The sequence below is a fragment of the Phycisphaerae bacterium genome, assembly GCA_019636475.1.
In the GTDB taxonomy this organism is placed as follows: Bacteria; Planctomycetota; Phycisphaerae; order UBA1845; family UTPLA1; genus JADJRI01.
The window spans coordinates 224,923-246,803 of record JAHBXN010000003.1 but is presented as its reverse complement, the minus strand read 5'-3'; the positions used below and the strand labels follow the sequence as shown (position 1 = coordinate 246,803).

The 21,881-nt window shown below is 59.1% G+C and carries 16 protein-coding genes; 12 read left to right on the top strand and 4 right to left on the bottom strand.

The window, feature by feature from the left end:
• The first annotated feature begins 19 nt into the window (after window positions 1–19).
• The 4 genes from KF841_06560 (at window position 20) to KF841_06545 (ending at window position 4,249) form a co-directional block, all read left to right on the top strand.
• Window positions 20–1,453, top strand: a complete 1,434-nt coding sequence (locus tag KF841_06560) for a tRNA modification GTPase (protein MBX3395013.1) — start codon at window positions 20–22, stop codon at window positions 1,451–1,453.
• Window positions 1,454–1,690: 237 nt separating this feature from the next.
• Complete coding sequence (locus KF841_06555) at window positions 1,691–2,230, top strand: hypothetical protein (protein MBX3395012.1); 540 nt, start codon at window positions 1,691–1,693, stop codon at window positions 2,228–2,230.
• Window positions 2,231–2,232: 2 nt separating this feature from the next.
• Window positions 2,233–3,024, top strand: a complete 792-nt coding sequence (locus KF841_06550) for a tetratricopeptide repeat protein (protein ID MBX3395011.1) — start codon at window positions 2,233–2,235, stop codon at window positions 3,022–3,024.
• A 169-nt stretch (window positions 3,025–3,193) separates the two neighbouring features.
• Window positions 3,194–4,249: a hypothetical protein gene (locus KF841_06545; protein ID MBX3395010.1), complete on the top strand. Its 1,056-nt coding sequence runs from the start codon at window positions 3,194–3,196 to the stop codon at window positions 4,247–4,249.
• A gap of 49 nt (window positions 4,250–4,298) precedes the next feature.
• Here the strand turns inward: KF841_06545 and polA are convergent, their stop codons facing one another.
• Window positions 4,299–7,238 (bottom strand): DNA polymerase I, encoded by a 2,940-nt coding sequence (gene polA, locus KF841_06540; protein MBX3395009.1) that lies wholly within the window; start codon window positions 7,236–7,238, stop codon window positions 4,299–4,301.
• Between the two features lie 374 nt (window positions 7,239–7,612).
• On the opposite strand from polA, the gene KF841_06535 reads away from it, so the two are divergent.
• The 5 genes from KF841_06535 (at window position 7,613) to KF841_06515 (ending at window position 13,649) form a co-directional block, all read left to right on the top strand.
• Complete coding sequence (locus KF841_06535) at window positions 7,613–9,304, top strand: hypothetical protein (protein MBX3395008.1); 1,692 nt, start codon at window positions 7,613–7,615, stop codon at window positions 9,302–9,304.
• A 342-nt stretch (window positions 9,305–9,646) separates the two neighbouring features.
• Window positions 9,647–10,534, top strand: a complete 888-nt coding sequence (locus tag KF841_06530; GenBank protein ID MBX3395007.1) for an ATP-binding cassette domain-containing protein — start codon at window positions 9,647–9,649, stop codon at window positions 10,532–10,534.
• Window positions 10,534–11,856: a hypothetical protein gene (locus KF841_06525; GenBank protein MBX3395006.1), complete on the top strand. Its 1,323-nt coding sequence runs from the start codon at window positions 10,534–10,536 to the stop codon at window positions 11,854–11,856. The genes KF841_06530 and KF841_06525 overlap by 1 nt, the downstream gene beginning before the upstream one ends.
• Window positions 11,857–12,079: 223 nt before the next feature.
• Window positions 12,080–13,162, top strand: coding sequence for a complex I NDUFA9 subunit family protein (locus tag KF841_06520; GenBank protein MBX3395005.1), 1,083 nt, complete (start codon window positions 12,080–12,082; stop codon window positions 13,160–13,162).
• A gap of 46 nt (window positions 13,163–13,208) precedes the next feature.
• On the top strand, window positions 13,209–13,649 hold the full coding sequence (locus tag KF841_06515; protein MBX3395004.1) for a hypothetical protein: 441 nt from the start codon (window positions 13,209–13,211) through the stop codon (window positions 13,647–13,649).
• 49 nt (window positions 13,650–13,698) lie between these two features.
• On the opposite strand, the gene KF841_06510 is transcribed toward KF841_06515, so the two are convergent.
• Window positions 13,699–14,481, bottom strand: coding sequence for a lipoate--protein ligase family protein (locus KF841_06510; protein MBX3395003.1), 783 nt, complete (start codon window positions 14,479–14,481; stop codon window positions 13,699–13,701).
• Window positions 14,482–14,684: 203 nt separating this feature from the next.
• Here KF841_06510 and KF841_06505 point away from each other — a divergent pair, with 203 nt between their 5' ends.
• Complete coding sequence (locus KF841_06505; protein ID MBX3395002.1) at window positions 14,685–16,157, top strand: glycosyltransferase; 1,473 nt, start codon at window positions 14,685–14,687, stop codon at window positions 16,155–16,157.
• Window positions 16,150–17,385 (top strand): glycosyltransferase, encoded by a 1,236-nt coding sequence (locus KF841_06500; GenBank protein MBX3395001.1) that lies wholly within the window; start codon window positions 16,150–16,152, stop codon window positions 17,383–17,385. Before KF841_06505 ends, KF841_06500 begins: the two co-directional genes overlap by 8 nt.
• Here KF841_06500 and KF841_06495 read toward each other — a convergent pair.
• Window positions 17,289–17,657: a YlbF family regulator gene (locus KF841_06495; protein ID MBX3395000.1), complete on the bottom strand. Its 369-nt coding sequence runs from the start codon at window positions 17,655–17,657 to the stop codon at window positions 17,289–17,291. The two genes, KF841_06500 and KF841_06495, sit on opposite strands and share 97 nt — an antisense overlap.
• Window positions 17,658–17,804: 147 nt before the next feature.
• On the opposite strand from KF841_06495, the gene rnr reads away from it, so the two are divergent.
• The gene (gene rnr / locus KF841_06490; GenBank protein MBX3394999.1) at window positions 17,805–20,159 is read left to right on the top strand and encodes a ribonuclease R; all 2,355 of its coding nucleotides are present in this window, start codon (window positions 17,805–17,807) and stop codon (window positions 20,157–20,159) included.
• 28 nt (window positions 20,160–20,187) lie between these two features.
• On the opposite strand, the gene KF841_06485 is transcribed toward rnr, so the two are convergent.
• Window positions 20,188–21,612 (bottom strand): amidophosphoribosyltransferase, encoded by a 1,425-nt coding sequence (locus tag KF841_06485; GenBank protein MBX3394998.1) that lies wholly within the window; start codon window positions 21,610–21,612, stop codon window positions 20,188–20,190.
• Between the last annotated feature and the right edge of the window lie 269 nt (window positions 21,613–21,881).

The window sequence follows — 21,881 nt, the reverse complement described above, 5'->3', positions numbered from 1 at the left end:
TCCCACGGTCGCGCCAATCATGAATCTCGAAGACACGATTGTCGCCGTCAGTTCACCCCCCGGGAGTTGTCTGCGCGGGATCGTGCGGCTCTCCGGTCCGGACAGCGCGAGCATCGCTGATTGCTTTTTCCACCCTGATAACCACGAATCGCTGTCGGCCGTAATAGAGTCATCCGAGCGGCCGGCTGCTGTCTTCGGAAACTTACACATTGAACATGGCAGCCTGCCTGCGATGGCATTTCTGTTTCGATCGCCTCGAAGCTATACGGGGCAAAACATTGTCGAAATTCACTGCGTCGGCTCACCTGTCGTACTGGGTCTGATGGTCGTCGGTGCCTTTGAGAGCGGTGCTCGCCTTGCAGAGCCGGGTGAATTCACGGCGAGGGCGTTTTTCGCGGGCAAGCTGGATTTGTCGCAGGTTCATGCAGTTGCCGGAATGATCGCCGCGCGATCCGATGCGCAGCTCGCCGCCGCGGAGCAGTTGCTTCATGGTGCGCTTTCCCGCCGAGCGATCGAAGCGCGCGACGAGTTGGCGGATTTGCTCTCGCTTGTGGAAGGGGCGATGGATTTTGCCGATGAGCCGATCGAATTTATCTCTGCGAGCGAACTCGCTGAGCGATTGTCGCGCCTTTACCGGATGCTCTCGTCAACCATCGCTGCCGGCGAACGGGCGGAACGCTGGGGCAGGCTGCCCAGCGTCGTACTAACGGGGCGGCCGAACGCGGGGAAGTCCAGTCTTCTGAATCGGTTGACGGGTACGGAACGGTCAATCTGCGCTCCGATCCCAGGAACAACTCGGGATGCCGTATCGTCGCCGATGTCGCTCGGGGGTCTGGAGTGCCTTTTGGTTGATATCGCCGGCCACGGCGCACCGGTTGACGCGCTTGATGCGCAAGCTCAACGAGTTGCCCTTGATGCCGTCGAGGGCGCCGATCTGATAGTCGAAGTCGTTGACGCAAGCGTAGTTCAGGGGGCAATTGGTATGGATTCAATCGGCGGCGATCCGACGACCGAGGATTGTCATTTGCCGAATCCGGCCATACCACGTCTGCGCGTGGCGAACAAAGTCGATCTGTTGGATGAGCGCGGGATGTCGGCGCTACGGCGTTGCACGCAAGCGGGCCGCGGATTGTTACCTGTCAGCGCATTGACTGGCGACGGCGTCGACGAACTCAAGGAGCAGATCAAGGTGGCTATCGAAGGTCGGTCGGAGGACCGTCGAGACTCGGCCATTGCTCTGATGGCCGAACATCGGGAGTCGCTGGAGCGGGCCGTCGATGCACTTGAACGCGCCGTTGGTTTGGCAAAGATTCAAGCAAACCGATTGTCCGACGCGGACCTGATCGCCACGGAACTTCGGATCGCGGCGGACGAGCTGGGCACGCTGGTTGGGAAGGATCAAACCGAGGACATGCTCGGCCGCATTTTTTCGCGTTTTTGCGTCGGGAAATGACCCACTAACCATCTTTCATAAATTCGTCGGTTCCGATGGCTCGTTGCGTGCAATTCCTGCGCGATCGGACTGATTGTTCGGGTTCCTTGTTTGCCGGAAGGCGCCGCTGCCGATAACGGGATGGGAGACTCTGCACCCGGAATGTGTTGATGCGGAGTCGGGCGTTGTAACAGTCGTTTCGCGCGGCGATCGTGGCGAGCGCGTCGAGTCGGGATTCTTGATAGAGGAGTCCGCACGATGGATATCAGAGGCAAACTCACCCTTGCGGCCAGCGTCATGTTCCTGGCGTTTGGGTCAGCCTGCAATCAGGACACGGAAACAGTATCAATGAACGGGCCGCAGACCGAGGATTCTCCGCCGCAGCCGGCCCTCGCGGAGTACTTTGCCAATCACAACGACCAGGGAATGATGTCTGACATGAGCATCGCGGACATTCATTTCATTCCCCATTCGCCGCATCTTTCGGGCACGGGTGAAGTGCGCCTTGAACGCTATGCGGAATTGCTCGCCTCTACCGGCGGAGTCCTTCATTACGACACAAACCTCCAGAACTCGGAGTTGCTCGAAGCCAGACTGGCGATGGCGCGGGAATTCTTGGCACACGCCACCCCCGGAAAGAACGAGATCAAGGTGGAGTTGGGTATGGCCGGCGGACGCGGTATGACCGCGGCCGAAGCTGCCGCGGGCCAGGGCGTCGCGAAGCAGCCTGAGCAGCGCGGGCGCGCGTACAACCTCACCAACGCCGGTGGTGGCATGGGTGGTGGCGGAGGAAACTGATCGTGAGCAAATACCCCGTAGCTGCAACGCTGCTGGTGGCATACGCCGCCTCGTTTGGATGTCTGAAAGATGACTCCCGGCACGTCAAGGCCGCGTCGTGGGACGATGCGGACAAGTCTCCTCCGCCTGGTAAGGAAGTAAAGGATGCGCCTGCGCCGCGCATCTCGGCCGGCACGCATCTTGCGTCCGGGCGTATGCTGGAACAGCAGAATGATATTGCCGGCGCGATTAAGCAATACGAGCGGGCGCTGAATAATAATCCCAGGCTGATCGAAGCCCATAACCGTCTCGGCATTGTCTATCAAAGGCTGGAGCGGTACACCGAAGCCGAGAATCACTTCAAACAGGGGGTTCGGATCGCACCCGAATCCGCCATGCTTCACAACAATCTCGGTTACTGCTATCTGCTGCAAGACAAGGTGCAGGCTGCCGAAAGTGAGTTCCGCAACGCCCTTGCAATCACGCCGACTTTTGAGCGTGCGCGGATGAATCTGGCCATCGTGCTGGCCCGGACCGATCGCATTGACGAATCCGTGAAGGAATTCACGCAGGTTGTCCCTGTTGAAGTGGCATATTACAACGTTGCGGTGATCTGCACGGAGCGTGAACAGTATTCCGAAGCGGAGGATGCGCTCCGTCGCAGCATCAAGATCAACCCGAAATTCACGGCAGCTCAGGATCATCTCGATCGAATTGCAGCGCTGGCCGATGAGAAACGCGGGCCGAACTTTGTCAGGATCAACCTGGCGGAAGAGAATGATCGTGCCGGTGAAGATGCCGCCGTAGAACCTTGACGTCCGGAAACCACGCTCGCGATTTCTGATTGCTCTTCCAGCCGCGACAATTCTGTCGATATAAGACTCTCGCCGAAGTCCATTGCAGATGATTCCATCGGTGCCTCATTAATGGCACGTCCGGGCATTCAGTGTCCGGAAGGGAATCCGTGCGCACGCGTCAGTTCCCATGAAACAGATCCAACTCGCTTCGCGATTCACGTATCATTTCGCGGCCGGACTGTGGCGATTTTTTGTCCTGCCGCTGCTGATTACAGCCCGGGAGCGATTGAGTTCGATCGTACCGGCCGTTGCAGGTTGTTCATTTCGCGGCGCTGGCGCCGTTATGTGTGCGACCGTGCTGCTTGCTTCCGCGAGCCAGGTGCTCGCGCCTGCGGCAAATCCGAAACCGATCGGCATGAAAGCTGTCGCCGCTAGTGCCGTCACGCTTCGATCGGTGGATCGTGCGAAACACTACGCCTGGTTGTCGAAATCACAAGTGGCCGATTTTGTGCCGCTGTCCGAGTATATTGCAGTGCCGCCCGGCTTCTCGCGGGTGAAATCATGCGAAGGCGGTTTCGCATCGTGGCTGCGACATCTTCCTATTGCGCCAATCGGAACGCCTGTGACGACATCCAACGGCAAAGTGGTCTATCCCGCGGAGGATGGACGAATCGCCGTGACTCTGGCCTTGCAGCCGCGCAGCGGTCGCTTGCTCGCCGGGGCGAACATGATGATTCGCCTTCGTGCGGAGTATGAATGGTCCATGACGGAGCGAGGTGCGTCGCTCGGATTTCACCTGACCAGCGGGCACTTCGTGGCGTGGCGTCCGTGGGCGGCCGGCATTCGGCCGGTTATCGACGGGCGCAATGTGACATTCACGGGTTCGGGGCAGGTGGACGACACGAGAGCGAACTTCTGCGCGTATCTGGAAACGCTGTTCCAGTACACATCGTCGCTAAGTCTGCTGGATGACAGCCGTCCGCTTGATGAACCGATTCTTGCAGCGGGCGACATGTTTCTCCCGCCTTCTCGCTGCAGCCAGCCTCTGATGGTTCTGGATATTGCGACAGATCGCGAAGGCGCAGTTTGCGTGCTCCTGGGTCGCGGCGGAGTTCCCGCGCAGACGTTTCATGTGCTGCGCGGCGCGGATGGTTCGCCATGGTTCCCGGTCATGCAGGGCGGGTCAATCTCCGTCGAAGGACAGACGTACGACATGTCGCAGCTGCGCCGCTGGGCGAGATGAGCGGCGTCGCGGACGGCGACAGTCGCCTTGTATGGCGATGAAACGCCGATCACATGACGGAAGTCATATCGAGCCAGTTTTCTCCCACCGCGACATCGACCCTTATGGGCACGTTGAGTGTCAGTGCCTCGGACATTTCCTTTACAATCACCCGAGCCTCTTCGGCCGCGCGCTCCCGCGGGACTTCGAACACCAATTCGTCATGTACCTGGAGCAGCATCCGCATCGGACGCCGTTCGGTTTCGATTCGCCGATCGAGATTAATCATGGCGCGTTTGATCAGATCGGCCGCGGATCCCTGCACGACCGTGTTAACTGCCAAACGTTCGGCCGCGTTTCGTGCGGCCTGGTTGCGCGATGAAATATCGGCTATCGGCCTTCGCCGGCCAAGGATTGTTTTGACATAGCCATGCCGACGAGCGTGTTCGACGCATTGATCGAGGAAGCCCCGGATTCGAGGATAACGGGCAAAATAGCGATCAATGAACTGCCGGGCATCAGCCTGCGACATGCCGGTCTGTCGGGCAAGTCCGAATGCGGATTGGCCGTAAACGATTCCGAAGTTGACGGTTTTTGCACGTGACCGCTGCTCTTTTGAAACGTCCTCAATCGGGATGTCGTTGAGTTGGGCGGCGACAAAGGCGTGAATGTCGCGGTCGTGAAGGAAGGCGTCGCGCAGGTTCTCATCCCCGCTGAAATGGGCCAGCACGCGCAACTCGATCTGGGAATAGTCGGCCTTGATGAGGACGTGGTCGCGGTTGCCGGGGACGAACGCGCGCCGAATTTTGGCGCCTTCCTCGGTGCGAATTGGGATGTTCTGAAGGTTCGGATCGCTGCACGAGAGCCGTCCGGTGACGGCGCCGGCCTGATGGAAACTCGGATGAATCCGCCCCGTGCGCCGACTGATCATGTCGGGCAGGGAATCGACGTATGTGCCCTTCAGCTTGGACAGTTCGCGGTGTTCGAGCAGCAGCCGAAGGATCGGCTGTTCGGTTTCGTTGGCGAGCGTTTCGAGAACTTCGGCGTCAGTGGATCGGGACGTGCGGGTTCGTTTGACGACGCGCAAGCCAAGTTCGTCGAAGAGAACCTCCGCGAGTTGTTTGGTGGAGTTGATATTAAATGGTCGTTTCGCCTGCTCGTGGATCTGCACTTCAAGCCGTGCCAATCTCTCGGTCATCTCGCCGCTGAGCTGCAAGAGCAGGTTTCGATCGACGGCGATGCCATGGCGTTCCATCCGCATGAGGACTTCGACGAGCGGCATTTCCAGGTCGTGAAACAAAGCCCGAATTTCCGGATCGGTCATTTGTTTTTCGAGGGACTGTCGCAGTCGCCACGCAATGTCCGCATCTTCACATGCATACTGAGAAGTTCGATCCGTCGGAACCTGGGCAAATGTGATCTGGTCCTTGCCCTTGCCGATCAACGCCTGAGTGGGGATTTTTCGGAAGTGGAGTAATTCCATCGCGAGGCCGTCGATGCCGTGCGAACGTCGAAGCGGATCGAGCACGAAACTGGCGATCATCGAATCAAAGTCAACACCCCGCACGACGATGCCGATTCCGGCAAGTATGTTCAAGTCGTACTTCAAATTCTGCCCGCACTTGCGAATGCGCTCATCGGCAAAAATTGGACCTAGGTGCGTTCGAACAGCCTCTTCGGTGACGAGCGGGCCAACGCCCCGAACCGCGATGTAATAGGCGGATCCGAATTCATACGCGATGCTGATGCCGCACAAATCGGAATCGACGGGCACGAGACCTGTCGTTTCAGTGTCGAATGCGAAAGCCGATTGTTTGGCGAGTGTTGTGGCCAAATCCGTCAATGCGGCCTCGGTATCGATCAGACGATAAGCGGGATTGTCTGTACCCTGAAGCGGCGAGATGAGATCACCACCGGTGTCCGGGCCGAACAGGCCGTCGGCAAACGTCGACTCAGCAGTCAACTTCGCATGTGTGGCCTCATCATCGCTTGATGCGTGGTTGTACTCGTCCTGAGCCGCTTCGTCCGGCGCGGTCGTCTCTGATGAACTGAAGAGTGTGTCCTGTTTCGACGCCATCTGTACGTTGCGTCGAGCGTCCAGAGCGCCCATGGCAGGCGGAGCGGCCGAATCGCGCGATCCGGAATCGGGCGATGCGCCGGCGATGCGGTCCAGTAATCGGTTCAGACCCAGCTCCGCGAGAATCGGTCCAGCTGCGGCGGGCGTAAAGCGAGACACGTCCGCGCTTTCAAGCGTGAGATCAATCGGGACATCACGGCGCAACGTGACAAGCTGGCGGACGGCGTCCATCCGATCACGAAATGCGAGCATGTTCTCGCGGAGCTTCGGCGTCAGTTGTTCGGCGTTTTCGATAATGGCGGCTACCGAGCCGTATTGCGACAAGAGTTGAGCTGCTTTCTTGGGTCCAACGCCCGGGACGCCTTTGACATTATCCGCGCTATCGCCAATGAGCATCTGAGCTTCGACTGCCAGTCCTGGCGGATATCCTTTATCGGTCGTCATCGAAGCGGCGTCGATCACGACGTCCTTTCCCGGGTCGTACATTCGAACCCGGTCCGTCAATAGCTGGTCGAGATCCTTGTCTCGGCTCACGAGGTATACATCGAGCGGATCGCGCGCGAACCGATGGCAAAGCGTCGCAATGATATCGTCCGCTTCAAAGCCGCTTAGACGCAGAATCGGAATCTTCATTGCGGAAACGATTGAGACGATTCGATCAATCTGTGGACCGAGATCTTCAGGCGATTTGTCGCGATTGGCCTTGTATTCCGGATCGATCTGAACGCGAAAGACCGTCCGATCATCCACATCCATGATCATCGCGAGGTGATCGGGTTTCCGGTCTCTGAGCAGATTCAGCAGCATCTGCGTGAAGACATGGACGGCCCGAGTTGGCTCGCCCCGGGGTGACGTCAGATTCCCGAACGGCGCGTAGTAGGCGCGATAAATCTGGGCATGTCCGTCTATGAGATAGAGCGTTTTGTGGGGCATGTGTTCCGCCTTGAAGGTGTTTTCGGCGGGCAGGAGCAAGGTGTCAACCGGGCCTCCGGGTTCGGTTGGTCAGTCTGGTAAGCCGGGTCGGTCGGTTCGATCGATGCGGGACCGAGAATCGAGATGTTCGCCCGCAATCCCAGGAAACGGAAGATGCCGCGAACGTTGACATTCGGCCTTGATTTGCAGATACTTAGATGAAACTTCGGCCCTCCGACTCGCGGCCTGCCCACCCAATGGGGCCGCACCCGCCCGGAACGAAGTCCAGTTGACTGACAAGAGGGGATTCGCGGTTCAGCACACAATCGGGGGGCTGACCTAACACCAGACGCCGGTACGCCGGTGCATACGTTGAATTCAAGAGGGTAACTCTCATGGCAGGTGTCGCGCCTCAGCGTGGTTCCAACGGGACCATGATCGGAATGGTCGTATCGATCGTCGTCGCCCTCATTCTTGCCGGCGTGCTGATCTGGCTCGTGAACTTGCAGGAACAGTTGCGCGCCGATGCGGCATCTGCAACCGCAGCACGAAACAAGATCGCCCGCGGCAACGATGAGAACGAAATCAAACGGCTGTTCCCAAATGTTCAGGCCGGCCAGAACAAGACGCTCGTCGGGGAGATCATGCGCTCCGGGAAGGCGTTGATGGGGCGGATCACCGGCGACCAGAACGATTCGGCGCAGACCGCACTCGCCAAGTTGGACGCCGCCATCGCCCGGATTGCGGGTGACCGGACTGACGACAACGCCGCGAGCCTGGCCGCGTCGAGCGGGGCCGTGGCGTTGATTGAGAAACTGTACGAACAGTACAGCTCGGAGCGCGATGCCAGGATTCAGGCTGACAAATCCAGCGAGAAGGCCCTCAAGTCGTTGGCCGAGGCTCAGGAACAGATCAAGCAGCTTCGCGACACGTTTGACGACCGGTTGGCGAAGCTGACCGCGCAGGTGGAGGAACTTCAGCGAGCGAAGAGCGACTTCGAGGAAGTCAAGGGCGCCGAGGTCCGCGCGCTTGCAAGTAAGGTCGAAGCGACTCGAAGCGAACTTGAAGATGCTAAGGTGACGCACGCCCGCCAGAAACGGCAAATCGCCGCGACACTCAAGGAGCAGGACGAGATGCTTCTGGCCCAGGCCGGCGCAATCAAGGAGTATCGCGGAAACGTGCCGACAAATGCGGAGCCGCTGGCTGTGGCCCGCAAGCCGCTGGGGAAAGTGCTTCGAATTCTCCCGGGCGATTCACTCTGCTACATCAATCTTGGTCGCGACGACAATGTCGCACTCGGAATGACCTTCAGCGTGTATTCCTCTGATGAGCGTGTGCCAGCCAGCGGCCGAGGAAAGGCCAGCCTGGAAGTTCGGAGCGTCGATGCCCGAACAGCCGAGTGCCGGGTGGTGTCGCCGGCGTCGCCGGACGATCCGATTCTCGAAGGGGATTCGGTCAATAACATCGTGATCAGCAAGAACCGAAACAAGAAGCAACGATTCGTCGTCGTCGGTGAATTTGATACCGACTTCGATGGCGAGCCGGATGTACGCGGCCGCGAACAGGTGATTGCCCTGATTGAGCGCTGGGGCGGCGTCGTCACTGATGAGGTGACAGCGGCCACAGACTATCTTGTCGTCGGAACGCCGCCGCGCGGCGAGGATGTCGTTCCGACGGAGGCGGCGGCTTCAACGCCGGCCGCTGCGACCGCGGACGAGAGCGGAGACGAAGAAACCGCCGAAGAGGCCGTCGGAACCAGCGATGACGAAGATTCTAGCGACGAGGCCGATTCCGATGACGACGATGACTCGTCCGATGACGAGGACACGTCAGACGATGACGATGCCGATGGTGGTAATGGCGGGATCGGCGCCATGCAGGATGGCCCAGCCGGCATCCAACGAAAGCCCGAAGTCGATCCGACGATTCCGGTCCTGAAGCGCAGGTATGCAAATGAGGCTGAACGGTTCCGCGACGCGCGGCGCCGCGCCACATACTTCTCGGTTCCGGTGCTGACGCAGGAGCAGTTCTACAACTTCATCGGCATCGAAGGGAAACTGAGCGATATCCGCCGACTGCAAGGCTGAGTATCTGTAGCCGCCGGTATCGATTTCGGGTCCAGTCGTCTCGAACGCCTGCGCGGTTCGCTGCGCAGCTGTCGGCCGTCGATCCCCAATGACAGTTTTCTTCACATCGAGGCGATCGCAGGTTCCCTGAAGTCGGTGCGATCTCGCCTTCATTCCAACCAGACTCGTCCATATTTCCCTGGAACAAGTGCCGGACGCGGCCCGCTTTCAAACATTCATCGTCCGAATTAGAATCATTCCGATTCCGGTCGGCGCGTTCGTTTATGCCGGTCGAGTCCGGTCTCGGTTGACGATCGGACGCTCGAGTTCGGTTGGCCGCCAAAATACTGCAGGTCTTGATTGGTGTCCGAAAAGCGTGACGTAGTCATTTCGATCCAGGACTTGCGCAAGTCGTTCACCAGTAACGACGGCGACGAAGTCATTGTGCTCGATCGGATCACATTCGACATTCATCGCGGTGAGACGATCGTCATCATGGGCGGTAGCGGATGCGGTAAGAGCACTCTGCTGAACTGTCTGATCGGCGAATATGACGTCACACATGGCAGCATTCATTTCAGGACGAGGGACATGTCCGCGCCCCGTAATATCGTTGGCATGGACGAATCCGGCCTGAACGAAATTCGCAAACGATTCGGCATCCTCTTTCAGAGCGGGGCGCTCTTCAACTCCATGACGCTGGCTGAGAACGTCGCGCTCCCGCTCCGCGAGCACAGCTATGTCGATCCGTCAATCATTGACATTGTCGTGACACTTAAGTTGCAGCAGGTTCACATGCTGCCGCATCGGGACAAACTGCCGTCGCAACTCTCGGGCGGCCAGAAGAAACGTGCTGGCCTCGCGCGGGCCACGGTGCTGGATCCGGAGATACTTTTCTACGATGAACCGTCGGCCGGACTCGATCCAGTCACGAGCGCGGCAATAGACGATTTGATCATGGACCTGTCGAAAAAGTTGAACGTAACGAGCATCGTGGTGACGCACGAGATGGATTCGGCCTTCCGAATCGCGGACCGGATGGTCATGCTGGAGAAAGGCCGTGTCCTCAAGATCGGATCGCGTCACGAATTCGAAGTGCTTCGCGATACGTCGTACGAGAACCTGACGAATGACGCCGATCGGCTGATGAATCAATTTCTGAACGGCCGCACGACCGGACCGCTGACCGACTCTGACGGCATGACGGAATTTGAAAAGCTGCTGGTTCTTTCACCCGAGTCGAACTACTGATGGCAAAAGAACGAAACGCATTCAAGCTCGGAGTTTTCACGATTATTGTCGTGGTCGTTGCGGTCGTCGTGCTGATTCTTGTCAGCAAGGGCGTCAGCGGACGGATGTCCACGATTTTCGTCCGGTTTGAGCCGACGACGATCATGCCAAGTCTGGCACCCGGGTCTTTTGTGTTGGTCGGTGGTCAGAAGGTGGGTCGCGTCGATGCGACATCGCTCGTTCGCGATCCCGGGAGCGATGAATCGAAGCCGACCTACTTCGTCGAGGCGAAAATCAGCCTTCGCGCTGACATCCGGCTTCGTGCTGACTGCTCCGCATTCGCGGAAGGACCGCCGCTTGGCGGCGACGGGATCGTGAAGATCGATCTTGGCAGGTCTGACAAACTCTTCGAAGGCGAATTCATCGCAGGCGCCGAGCCGGGAGGGTTCGCCGCATTACTGGCATCCGTTCAAAGCGAATTCGACTCAACGAATCCGGCCAGTCTGCTAGGTCAGTTGAAGATGCAACTCGATCCGGAGGCGGCCACATCGCTTATTGCCAAGCTGCATCAATCTCTGGCCGACATCAACTCGATGACCGCTTCGCTTGCGAACGAGCTGACCGTCTCTGAACGGGCGACCGTTTTGTCGAAACTGCACCTCGTCGCTGACAACATCGCGGAAATGACCGGCTCGCTCCGGCGCGAGTTCGATCCGTCCCGGCCGAACGTGACGCTGGCCAAGCTGCATATGGCCATGGACGGCATCAATGACGGCCTGACCGTAATCAAGCGAATCCTTGCCAGCGGCGAGGAGCCGATTACCAAGACGCTGGCAAATGTCGAGACCATGTCCGATCATTTTCGGGCGGAGACGGATCCGGAGCTCCCCTCCAGCCTCATGGCGCATCTGAAGCAGACCAGCGAGCTTATCAACGCGTCCGTGATGGACATTAATACCGTCACAAAGGCGACGCGCGACGTGATGGTGCTGAATCGAGAGAACCTGAATCGCACGTTGATCAACCTTAAGGAATCTTCCGATCATATCAAAACCGGACTGAAGTACGTCCTTCGAAATCCGTGGAAACTGTTTAACCCGCCCTCGCTTGCGGAACTGCGGCAGCAGTCACTCTTTGATGCTGCACGGAGCTTTTCGGAGGCTGCTTCAAGAATCGACGGCGCAACAGCCCAGCTTCGAGCTCTCGCGGAGCTCCACAATGGGCAGATTCCGCTTGACGATCCTGACCTCGCCCGAATTCAGGCGGACCTGAAGGAATCGGCGGAAATTTATGATCGAGCGGAGGCGGAAGTCTGGAAGCAGCTTGGCGGCCGGGGTGGTTGACGCATGTCGTCGCGCTGCCCACTTCAAGCTTGAACGCGGCCCTTTTCCGAGTCACGCTGTCGCATCCGTTCCGACTTTTCGTTGAAGATGAAAGTGATCCCGGACGGATTCTCTCCGTTTACGCGGCAAGGGTCGCTGGCTATCATCCGATTGCTCGAATTGATCGGTGACGGCATCAGTCGATCGCGGGTATCGACATGCCGTGACGAGTCGACACCAACCCATGAGCGAAAACCAACCCACCCAATCCATGGCGTCCGATCCATCGAAACAGAATGATTCCGCGCCCGCGGAGACGACCTCTACCGCGGGACAGGCATCTTCGGCCCCGTTCCCTACCCGCGTGTTCGTGACCGGCGCATCGGGATTTGTCGGATCTGCCATCGTGCGTGAATTGGTGTCTCGAGGTCATAAGGCCGTGTGCCTGTTGCGTGATCGGCAACGGTTTGTCGGCGGTCTGCGGGATATATCCGTTGACCGAATCGAAACTGTGAACGGCGACCTGTTCGATGCAGCGGCGTTGTCCGCCGGTGTGGCCGGTGCCGATGCGGTGATTCATCTTGTCGGGATCATCACCGAGGACCGACTGCGAGGGCAGACGTTTTCGCGAATTCATACCGAAGGCACGCAGCGCGTGGTGGAAGCAACTTGCGCCGCCGGCGTTAGACGATATGTCCACATGTCGGCATTGGGCGTGCGACCCGATGCCGTCAGCACTTACCACAAGACGAAGTGGGCCGCCGAGAACATCGTTCGAAAAAGCGGGCTGGATTGGACGATCTTTCGCCCCAGCCTGATTCATGGGCCGGGCGGCGAGTTCATGCGGATGATGAAGGTGTTTGTCTGTGATGCCATGGTTCCCGCGCTGGGATTCATCCCAAGCCCCTTTCCGGTTATTCCATATTTCGGAGACGGACAAAACAGGCTGCAGCCCGTCTCGGTGAAGGATGTGGCGCATTGTTTTGTCGCGGCCTTGTCGAAACCCGAAACCATTGGGAAGTCCTATGAGTTGGGCGGGGCGAACGCCCTTTCATGGAAAGAGCTTTATCGAGACTGCCGCGAACTGATCCCCGGCGCAAAGGCATGGAAGCCGATGGTTGGGCTGCCCGTGTCGGTGGCCAATCTCGTCGCGAGCACGATCATGAAGACGCCGCTGCTTCCGAAAATGTTGCGCTTTAATGTGGGTCAGGTGCAGATGTCGCAGGAAGACTCCGTGTGCGATATCACGCCGGTTGAGCAGGCATTTGGAATTCGTATGCGAGATTTCCGCTCGGAATTGGCTGCGTATGCGGCCCAGATAGACTAATTGGCGCGACGAAACCCGAGGGCGACATGTATTCGGATTATTGCATATGAACCTGTTGGACCACTTCATGCGTTGGCTGCATGTGATGGGCGCGATCGTCGCAGGCGGAGCGGCCATTTTTGCGCTGGCGGCTCTGCTACCGGCATTGAAGCTCGTTTCCGATGATATGCGGGCGACATTTCATGAGGCGATTCGCCCGAAATTTGCGAAGCTGATCTCGGCCGGAATCGGCGCGCTGATCATCTCCGGAGTTTATAACTATGTCTTCGTGAAAATGCCGCTTCACAAGGGTCAGGGGCTGTATCATGGCCTGATGGGCTGCAAAATTCTCCTTGCACTCGCGGTCTTTTTCATTGCCAGCGCGCTTACCGGCAAGGCCAGGGCGTTTGATGGCATGAGGCAGAAGCGCGCGGTTTGGCTCACCGCCAATGTGTCGATGATCGCGATAATCGTGGCAATTGGTGGCATTTTGAAGGATATGAAGTAGCAACCGGCTTCACTTGGCGCAAAATTTGCATCTCATGACTGGAACGCGGCTACTTCGGGCGCATGCGGTGCCGCGTCCATTCTTCGCTGGAGTAAATCGACTCATACTGCTTGGAATTCTCCAGTTCCTCAGGCCTCCATGCGGATAAGCGCAGCTGCATTTTCAATGATTCCCCAAACGCACTCACCAGTCGCGAAACGGCGCTGTCGTGCGAAATATCAGGGTCGATCATACGCCATGTCGCGACATTCTGTTGCGCAAACCGGCTGTCCAGCATGATTGATCCATGCTGCAAAATCGCCTGTCGGGTGCGACGCTGAGCGGACCCCGCGATCTTGGAAGCACCCGATTCGGACTTCTTGTCGTCAAGCACGACGTCGAGGCCGTGGCGGCGCGAGAAGCAGAAAAACGGACCCCGCTGGGGCGATTCCCCGCAACCCGTCTGGCCGCAGCCGAATAGGCGAGCAACTCCACCACCGATTGCCTGAATGATCGCTTCGTGTGAGAGCGTATAGAGTTGATTCGGGCGGCCGTGTACCAGTGCGTGATCGATCGGCAGAATCAGCGAATATGTCACTTCAAGGTCATGCAGAATGGCGCCGCCGCCGGTCGTTCTACGAACCACATCCAACTCGCCGGCTGGACCACCTATCGCCTCAAACTCCTTAATTTCCTGAAAGTACCCCAGTGAGATCGTTGGTGGATTCCACGCGTAAAACCGCAGAACCGGCTCGAAGGTGATGTCCTGACAGGCGTGCAGGAGGGCCTCGTCCCGAGCCATGTTGACGGACCCGACGAGCGGCTGATCGATGAGCAGACGGCATGTATCCATCGTCCCAGATGCTAGCGTTTGAACTTCGAGGATGCCAGATTTTCGCATCGAGATGCAACTGGGCGACTCGATGAGTGCGAACGAATCTGGCTGGTCGGCCAAGTGCCGGCGATGGCACTTTTTGCCGATATTCAATCAGGGAAGCGCGTCGAACGCACTGTGAATACCCATCCCGGCGGGTCCGGGGGCCGTCAGGAAGCGCGATGTTGGAATCGAACCCGATTGACGAGAAGTGGAATGTCGGCGGGAGGAGACCGCAGGGCATTATCGTATCGACGACAACTGTCTATCCCTCGATCGCGCATCCCAATCGCGGCATTTTTGTGGCGCGACGGCTTGCCGCGCTCCATGCAATTCGTCCAGTGATGGTGGTTGCGCCGCGTCCTTGGTTTCCGTTACTGCGGCCGCTCGACGGCCGCGAGTTTTCAACCGCGCGTTCCATCGGACGGCCTTCGAAAGCTCCGGACGTCCTTCGTCCCTCGATGTTCTATCTCCCGGGCGTATTCAAGCACCGGGATGCTGATTACTTCGCGCGGGCGCTTCGGCCTGTGATCCGGGCGATCCGCGCGTCCCATTCGATCGTGGCGATTGATGCCCATTTCGAGTGGCCTGACGCGGTGGGCGCCTGGATTGTCGCAAGGGAGAATCGAATCCCGTTTCTCTGCACGCTGCGGGGCAAGCTGGTCAGTGCCGCGCGGCATTCGAAGATTCGCCGACGCGTAGCGGAGATGCTTCGCGATGCGTCGGGGCTGATTGCTGTCTCACAGTCATTGGCCGATCTGGCGGCGCGAATCGCCGGAACGTCGCGCAGGATTCGTGTCATTCCGAACGGCATCGATCGGACGATTTTCAATCGCTCGGCCCCGATCGCGAACGTGAGCGGCCATGATGCTGCGTCGCGGTCGTTGCTCGGGTGGGATTCGCATGCCCGGTATGTCGTAGCGGTCGGACACATTCAGCGGCTTAAGGGCTTTCATCGATTGGTGGATATCTGGCCGGAGGTGCGTGCGCGAGTTGGCGACATTCGATTGATCCTCGTCGGTGACGAATCGGGTGAGCCGGCCTATTCGAAGGAGCTTCGTCGCCGGATCGCTCGCGTGAACAAATCGATTTCATCGCGCGGCGGTGGCTGCATCAGGCTGCTCAATGGTGCGCCGCCGATGCAGATAGCCTGCATGCTTAATGCGGCCGATCTGTTTGCGCTCACCTCGGAGTCAGAAGGCTGGTGCAATGCGATTGCTGAATCGCTGGCTTGTGGTTGCCCCGTGGTGGCAACGGATGTCGGGGGCAATCGAGAGCTTGTCTCCGACCCGGACATGGGAATGCTCGTTCCGCTTGACGATCGGCAGGCACTTGTCGATGCCGTTGTCCGATCGCTGACTCGATCATGGAATCGACGGGCTATCGCTTCGGCGGGGGGAGAGCGCGACTGGAAAGTCGTCGGTCGCCAGTGCGCGGAAGCCATTGACGACGTGACAGGGCGCACGACGGTCGGCGTCGATGGCAACCGGGAGCGAAGCGGAGAACAATACGGTGTGCGTCGGTTGCCGGTCGAATCGTTTTCGCCATCGAAGGATCGGCCGCCAATGGCGGCGTGCGTGATCGATTACAACGCCGGCTTGCAGCGCGGGCCCCATCCGGTTCGGCAAACCTCGGGAGCAATAGCGCATGATTGAGGGTCGAAATATCATCTGCATCGCGAGCAACTGGGCCTACGACCCCACCAGCAAACACCACGTCATGCGCATTCTTTCAGAGCGCAATCACGTCATCTGGGTTAACTATCATGCGTCGCGGCGGCCGCGCGCAAACTGTGCCGACGCCGGTGCGATCGTCCGTAAGCTGCGCCAGGCCATAAAGGGCCCTCAACGCGTGGACGATCGAATGACCGTCATCACGCCTCTGGTCGTTCCGTTGCCGGGCAGCCAGCTGGCGCGGTCCGTCAATCGGCGTTTGCTCACGTGGCGAATTCGTCGTGTGCTGAGGGAACTCCCGCCGCAGCCGATTCAGCTCTGGTCATTCGCGCCCGATGTAGATTACTTGTGCGGCCAATTCGGTGAGGAGTGTGTTGTATACTACTGCGTCGACGCCTTCAGCGAGTTTGACGGATACGACCGCGAACACGTGCTCCGTGCCGAGCAGCAGCTGATGGGCCGAGCGGACCTTGTGGTGACGACCTCCCGAATTCTGTACGAGGAAAAGTCGCATCCGAAGCGACGGACCGTGACTGTCTCGCATGGCGTGGACTACGACCATTTTGTGAAGGCACGGGAAATTGAATCAGTTCCATCGGATGTCATCCGCCTGCCGCGCCCGATCATTGGTTTCTGGGGATTGATGCAGGAATGGTTCGACGCGGAATTGGTCGGCGCCGTCGCGGCTGCAAGACCGGATTGGACATTTGTGCTCATTGGAGAAGTGGCGTGCGACGCAACGGCGCTCAACCTGCCCAATGTTCATCGACTCGGGCGCCGGCCGTATTCGGATTTGCCGAAATATGCTGCTGGGTTCGACGTCGCGCTGATTCCGTTTCGCGTAAACAAACTCACCCAGGCGGTGAATCCGATCAAGCTGCGCGAGTATCTCTGTGCGGGATTGCCCGTGGTTTCGACTCCCATGCCTGAGGTCGCGGCCTACCGAGAATTCGTCGAGATCGCGGAAGGCATGCCGGAATTTCTCGCGGCGTGTGAGCGGGCACTTGCCAGGCGTGGAGAGGCATTCGCGGCGCGCAGCCGGACGGCCATGCAGCGCGAAACATGGCGGGCCAAAGTCCATGAACTTTCGGACCACGTGGGGGCGGCCGTCGGTCAGGCGGTCTGGACCACGCCCTTGGCACTCCCGCTCGATTCGGCGCCCGCGCCGGCATCGATGGCCGCGTTGATGCGGTGCATGAGCTCCAGGTAGTCTGCCTGCGCGGTCATCATTCGCTTCAGGAGATCATTGTTGGCAACCTTCGATTCCCAGTCGCTGATCGCGCGCTTGTCGGCAACCTCGATCGGTTTGCCGGCGGCCTCCAGTTGTTGGATTTTTTCGATGGCTTTCTGGTAGCCCATCAGGATGTCCTGGGCTTCCTGATTGCCGTTCACGGCCTGTGCCGCGACCATGTAGGCTTTCATTCGAGGATGCGCAGCCATCTTCTTGCCCAAGGCCGTCGCGTCGGCGATGATGTCATCCATGTATTCAATCCTTTCGTGAGCGATCGGCTATCGGGCCGCCGCCCCGTTCGCTCGTGCGGCGGAGCGGCCCTTGGATCGCGCGTCATCGCACGCGAACCGGGGTCATCGTCGTCGTTATTCCGCGAATCGGCAAGTGCAGGAAGGCTTATGGCCAAACGATTTTCCGACCGCATCATCGAATTCATGGGGCGCTCGGATTACCGGCCCGTGCGTGCCCACAAGCTCGCCCGGGTGATGAGCGTCGCTGACGCAGAGATGGGCGAGTTTCGCGATGCGGTTGACGCGCTACGCCGGCTTGGCCGCGTGATCATCGGCGCAAACAACGCGGTCATGCTGGGACAGGCATCGTCGCAGGTCGTGGGGGTGTACCGCGCCAATCCGCGAGGGTTTGGCTTCGTCGTCCCGGATGAAGCGACTGAACACGGGGATCTATACATCCCACAAGGCGAGTCCGGTGACGCGCTGACCGGCGATCGAGTCATTTGTTCCGTTCTGAAGCGTGGCAAGCGTGACGGCAAGCAAGTCTTCGGCGGCCGAATTCTGAAGGTTGTTGAGCGCGGCAACAGCCGGTTCGTCGGTGCACTGACCCTCGAAGCCTCGACCTGGTACGTCCAATCCGACGGCAACACATTGCACAGCCCGATCCTGATTGGCGATCCGCATGCCAAGGGCGCGCGGTCGGGTGACCAGGTCGTCGTGGAACTGGTTGAATACCCGCGCGAGGGGCGACCGGCGCGGGGAGTGATCGTCGAGCGGCTGGGCCGGCGCGGTGATCCAGGCGTCGACCTCGCCGGCATTATCGAACAATATCAACTGCCGGATGCATTCCCGGAAGAGGTCCTCGACGAGACACGAAGACTGGCGCAAGGCTTTGATCCGGAGGAGGCTGTCCGACAACGCGAAGACCTCAGCGGCCTGACGATCGTAACCATCGATCCAGACGATGCCCGGGATTTCGATGATGCCATTTCGCTGACGCCTGTCGCGGAACGTTCAAGGGATGGTGATCGACAGTGGCATGTTTCGAATCGTCCTCATGGCCCGGCGGCATGGGAAGTCGGTGTTCACATCGCGGACGTCAGCCATTTTGTGAGAATCGATTCCGAACTGGATAAGGAAGCGGTGCGACGCGGCACGAGTATTTACCTGCCCGGCCGGGTTATTCCGATGCTCCCCGAAATTTTGTCGAACGGATTGTGCAGCCTGCAGGAGAATGAGCCGCGACTCTGCAAAAGCGCGTTCATTCGATATGACAGGCAAGGCCGGGTCGTCAGTTCCAGGTTTGCGAACACGCTGATTCGATCGTCACGCCGACTCACCTACGGCGCCGCGCAGGAGATCATCGATGGGCGGACGGAGGGCGTTTCCAAGTCGATCGTCGAGCTGGTTCTGCGGATGGATCAAGTCGCCCGCGCGATTCGCGAACGCCGAATCAGCGATGGCATGATCGTTCTGGAACTGCCGGCGGTGGACCTGGTCTACGATCCGGATGGCCGCGTGATCGATGCGCGCCCTGAGGACACGAGCTTCAGTCACACGATCATTGAAATGTTCATGGTTGAAGCCAACGAAGCCGTCGCACGGCGGCTATCGAGTCTTGATGTCCCGTTTCTGCGTCGTATTCATCCACCTCCGGAGAAGGAATCGGTCCTCGGCATGGCGAAATTCATGCGAGCAGTGGGACTGAAGCTGCCTAAACAGATTCAACCCAGTGATTTGCAAGTAGCACTCGATAAGCTACGCGGAAAGCCGGAGGGTCGCGCCGTCAATCTCGCCGTTCTGAAGTCCATGCAATCCGCGGAGTACTCGCCGAAGCAGATCGGACACTTCGCACTTGCCAGCGATGACTACGCGCACTTCACGAGCCCGATTCGGCGTTATCCCGACCTGATGGTTCATCGCCTGCTTGATCTTTCTTTCGATGGGCAACTGCCGATTGTCCGCAAACGAGGGCATCGTCGACCGGCCGCGTTCGTGCCGCAGGATGAACTCACCGAGCTTGGCCGGCGAATGTCATTCCTTGCCCGCCGTGCCGAGAGCGCTGAGCGGGAACTCAAGACGCTCAAGGTTCTTTCGTTGCTCGCGAAGCAGGTGGGCGAAGGGTTCGAAGGCGTGGTCACGGGTGTGACACAGTTCGGCTTGTTCGTGCAGCACCCGAAGTATCTGATTGATGGCTTGATCCGGATTGAGGATCTCGGGGACGATTGGTGGGATGTGGACATCGGCACAGCGCGAATACGGGGGCAGCGGAATGGGAAGACATTCACGCTTGGTACGCGGCTCAGTGTTGTGATCGCTGAGGTCGATCTGTCGCGGCGACAACTCAGCCTCGGTCTTCCTGATGTCAACCCCGCATCCCCAAAGCGGCGACATGCAGCCGCCGCTGCGCCGCGGAGCAACCGCACCCGAGGCCAACAGAGTCGCGGAAGGTCGGCCGGAGGATCCCAGCGTAAGACAGGCCCGAAATCGCATCGAAAAGGCAAATCCGGACGAAGGCGATGAGTGTTCTGGCACGGCGCTGTGAGGAAATTCATCTGCTGGACGCGGGCAGCTCCAGGTCCAACTTGTTGAGTGGCGTTTCGATCGGGACCGGGTAGCGACCGGAGAAGCATGCCGTGCAGTAGCTCGACGCGGACTGTGACGCGCACTCGAGCAGGCCTTCAATCGAGAGATAGGCGAGGGAATCCACTTCGAGAAAAGCTTGTATGTCCTCAATGCTGCGGCCGGTGGCGATCAACTCCCGCTGGCTGGGAAAGTCGATGCCATAGTAGCAGGGGTGTCGAATCGGCGGGCTTGCGACGCGCAGGTGAATTTCCTTCGCGCCGGCTTTTCGAAGCGCGTTCATCTTTCCGCGAGTTGTTGTTCCGCGGACGACTGAATCCTCGACGACGATTAGTCGTTTGCCTTGCACGGCCTCGCGAATCACGTTCAGTTTTACGCGGACGGCGAGATCCCGCTGCCGCTGGGTTGGCATGATGAAACTGCGACCCATGTAGTGGTTGGTCGTGAATCCGCGACCGCGCGGGATCCCGATGACTTCGCTGTATCCCATCGCCGCACACCGGGCGGCGTTCGGAACGGGAATAACCAGATCGGCTTCGGCCGGCGCTTCACGAGCGAGCCGACGGCCGGACGCCACGCGGAACAAATGCACATTCTGATTGAACACGCGGCTCGATGGATCCGCGAAATAGACATGCTCGAAGATGCAGTGGGCCGGGCGGATCTCTTGAGGCTCCGCAAACATGCGCGATGATATGCCCTCGTCCGACAGCGTGACGATCTCGCCCGGCAGAACATCGCGGACATGATCCGCCCCGACAAGGTCCAGGGCGCACGTTTCGCTGGCGACGCAGTACGCGCCATCGTCCAGCCGGCCGATACAGAGCGGTCGCAATCCTTGCGGGTCGCGAGCCGCCTCGATCCGGTCGGGAAGCATGAAAAGCAGGGAGTAGGCACCGCGCAGTTCGCGAAGCACGGCTGCCAGCGGATCGGCCGTGTCGTCGAACTTCGGGCTAGCCAGGAGGTGCAGGATGACTTCCGTGTCGCTTGATGTCTGGAAGATCGCGCCCCGCGATTCGTAATCGCGCCGCAGTGTGAGGGCGTTGACTAAGTTACCGTTGTGTGCCACCGCGACCTGACCGCGTGAATAGTTCACGAGCAGAGGCTGGCAGTTTATCTCGCTGCACGAGCCGGTGGTTGAGTACCGAACATGACCGATGGAGGCTTTGCCACGCACCTGCTCGAGAGTCGCACTGCTGAATGCCTGAGTGACGAGACCCAGGCCCGCGTGCCGTTCGATTCGCCCCTCTCGTACGCTGCAGATTCCCGCCGCTTCCTGGCCTCGGTGCTGCTGGGCGTAGATTCCAAGGTAGGTTAGTTCGGCGGCATCGGCACGCCCCCACACGCCGAATAGGCCGCAGTACTCTTTGATGCGATTGTCGCGAGCGGTCAGATGATCGTGTGAGGGGGATTCAGGTTCGTGATCGGCGATAGCCGTCAGAATCTGAGGCGAAGTCAATGCGGCGCGAATCGATGGCAGAACCGGAAGTGCGATGGATTGCGAATTTTCGAAGCGCGTCACGAATCGCGGCTCCTAAAGGACTGAGCATAGGCGGAATTCTGCATATCCGCAAGGTTTCGAGGTAAATGGGGTGATGTGCAACCGGGCACGCAAACTTGTCGACGTGGTCTTGTATTTCCCGTGGGTCTCAGCGGATTGAA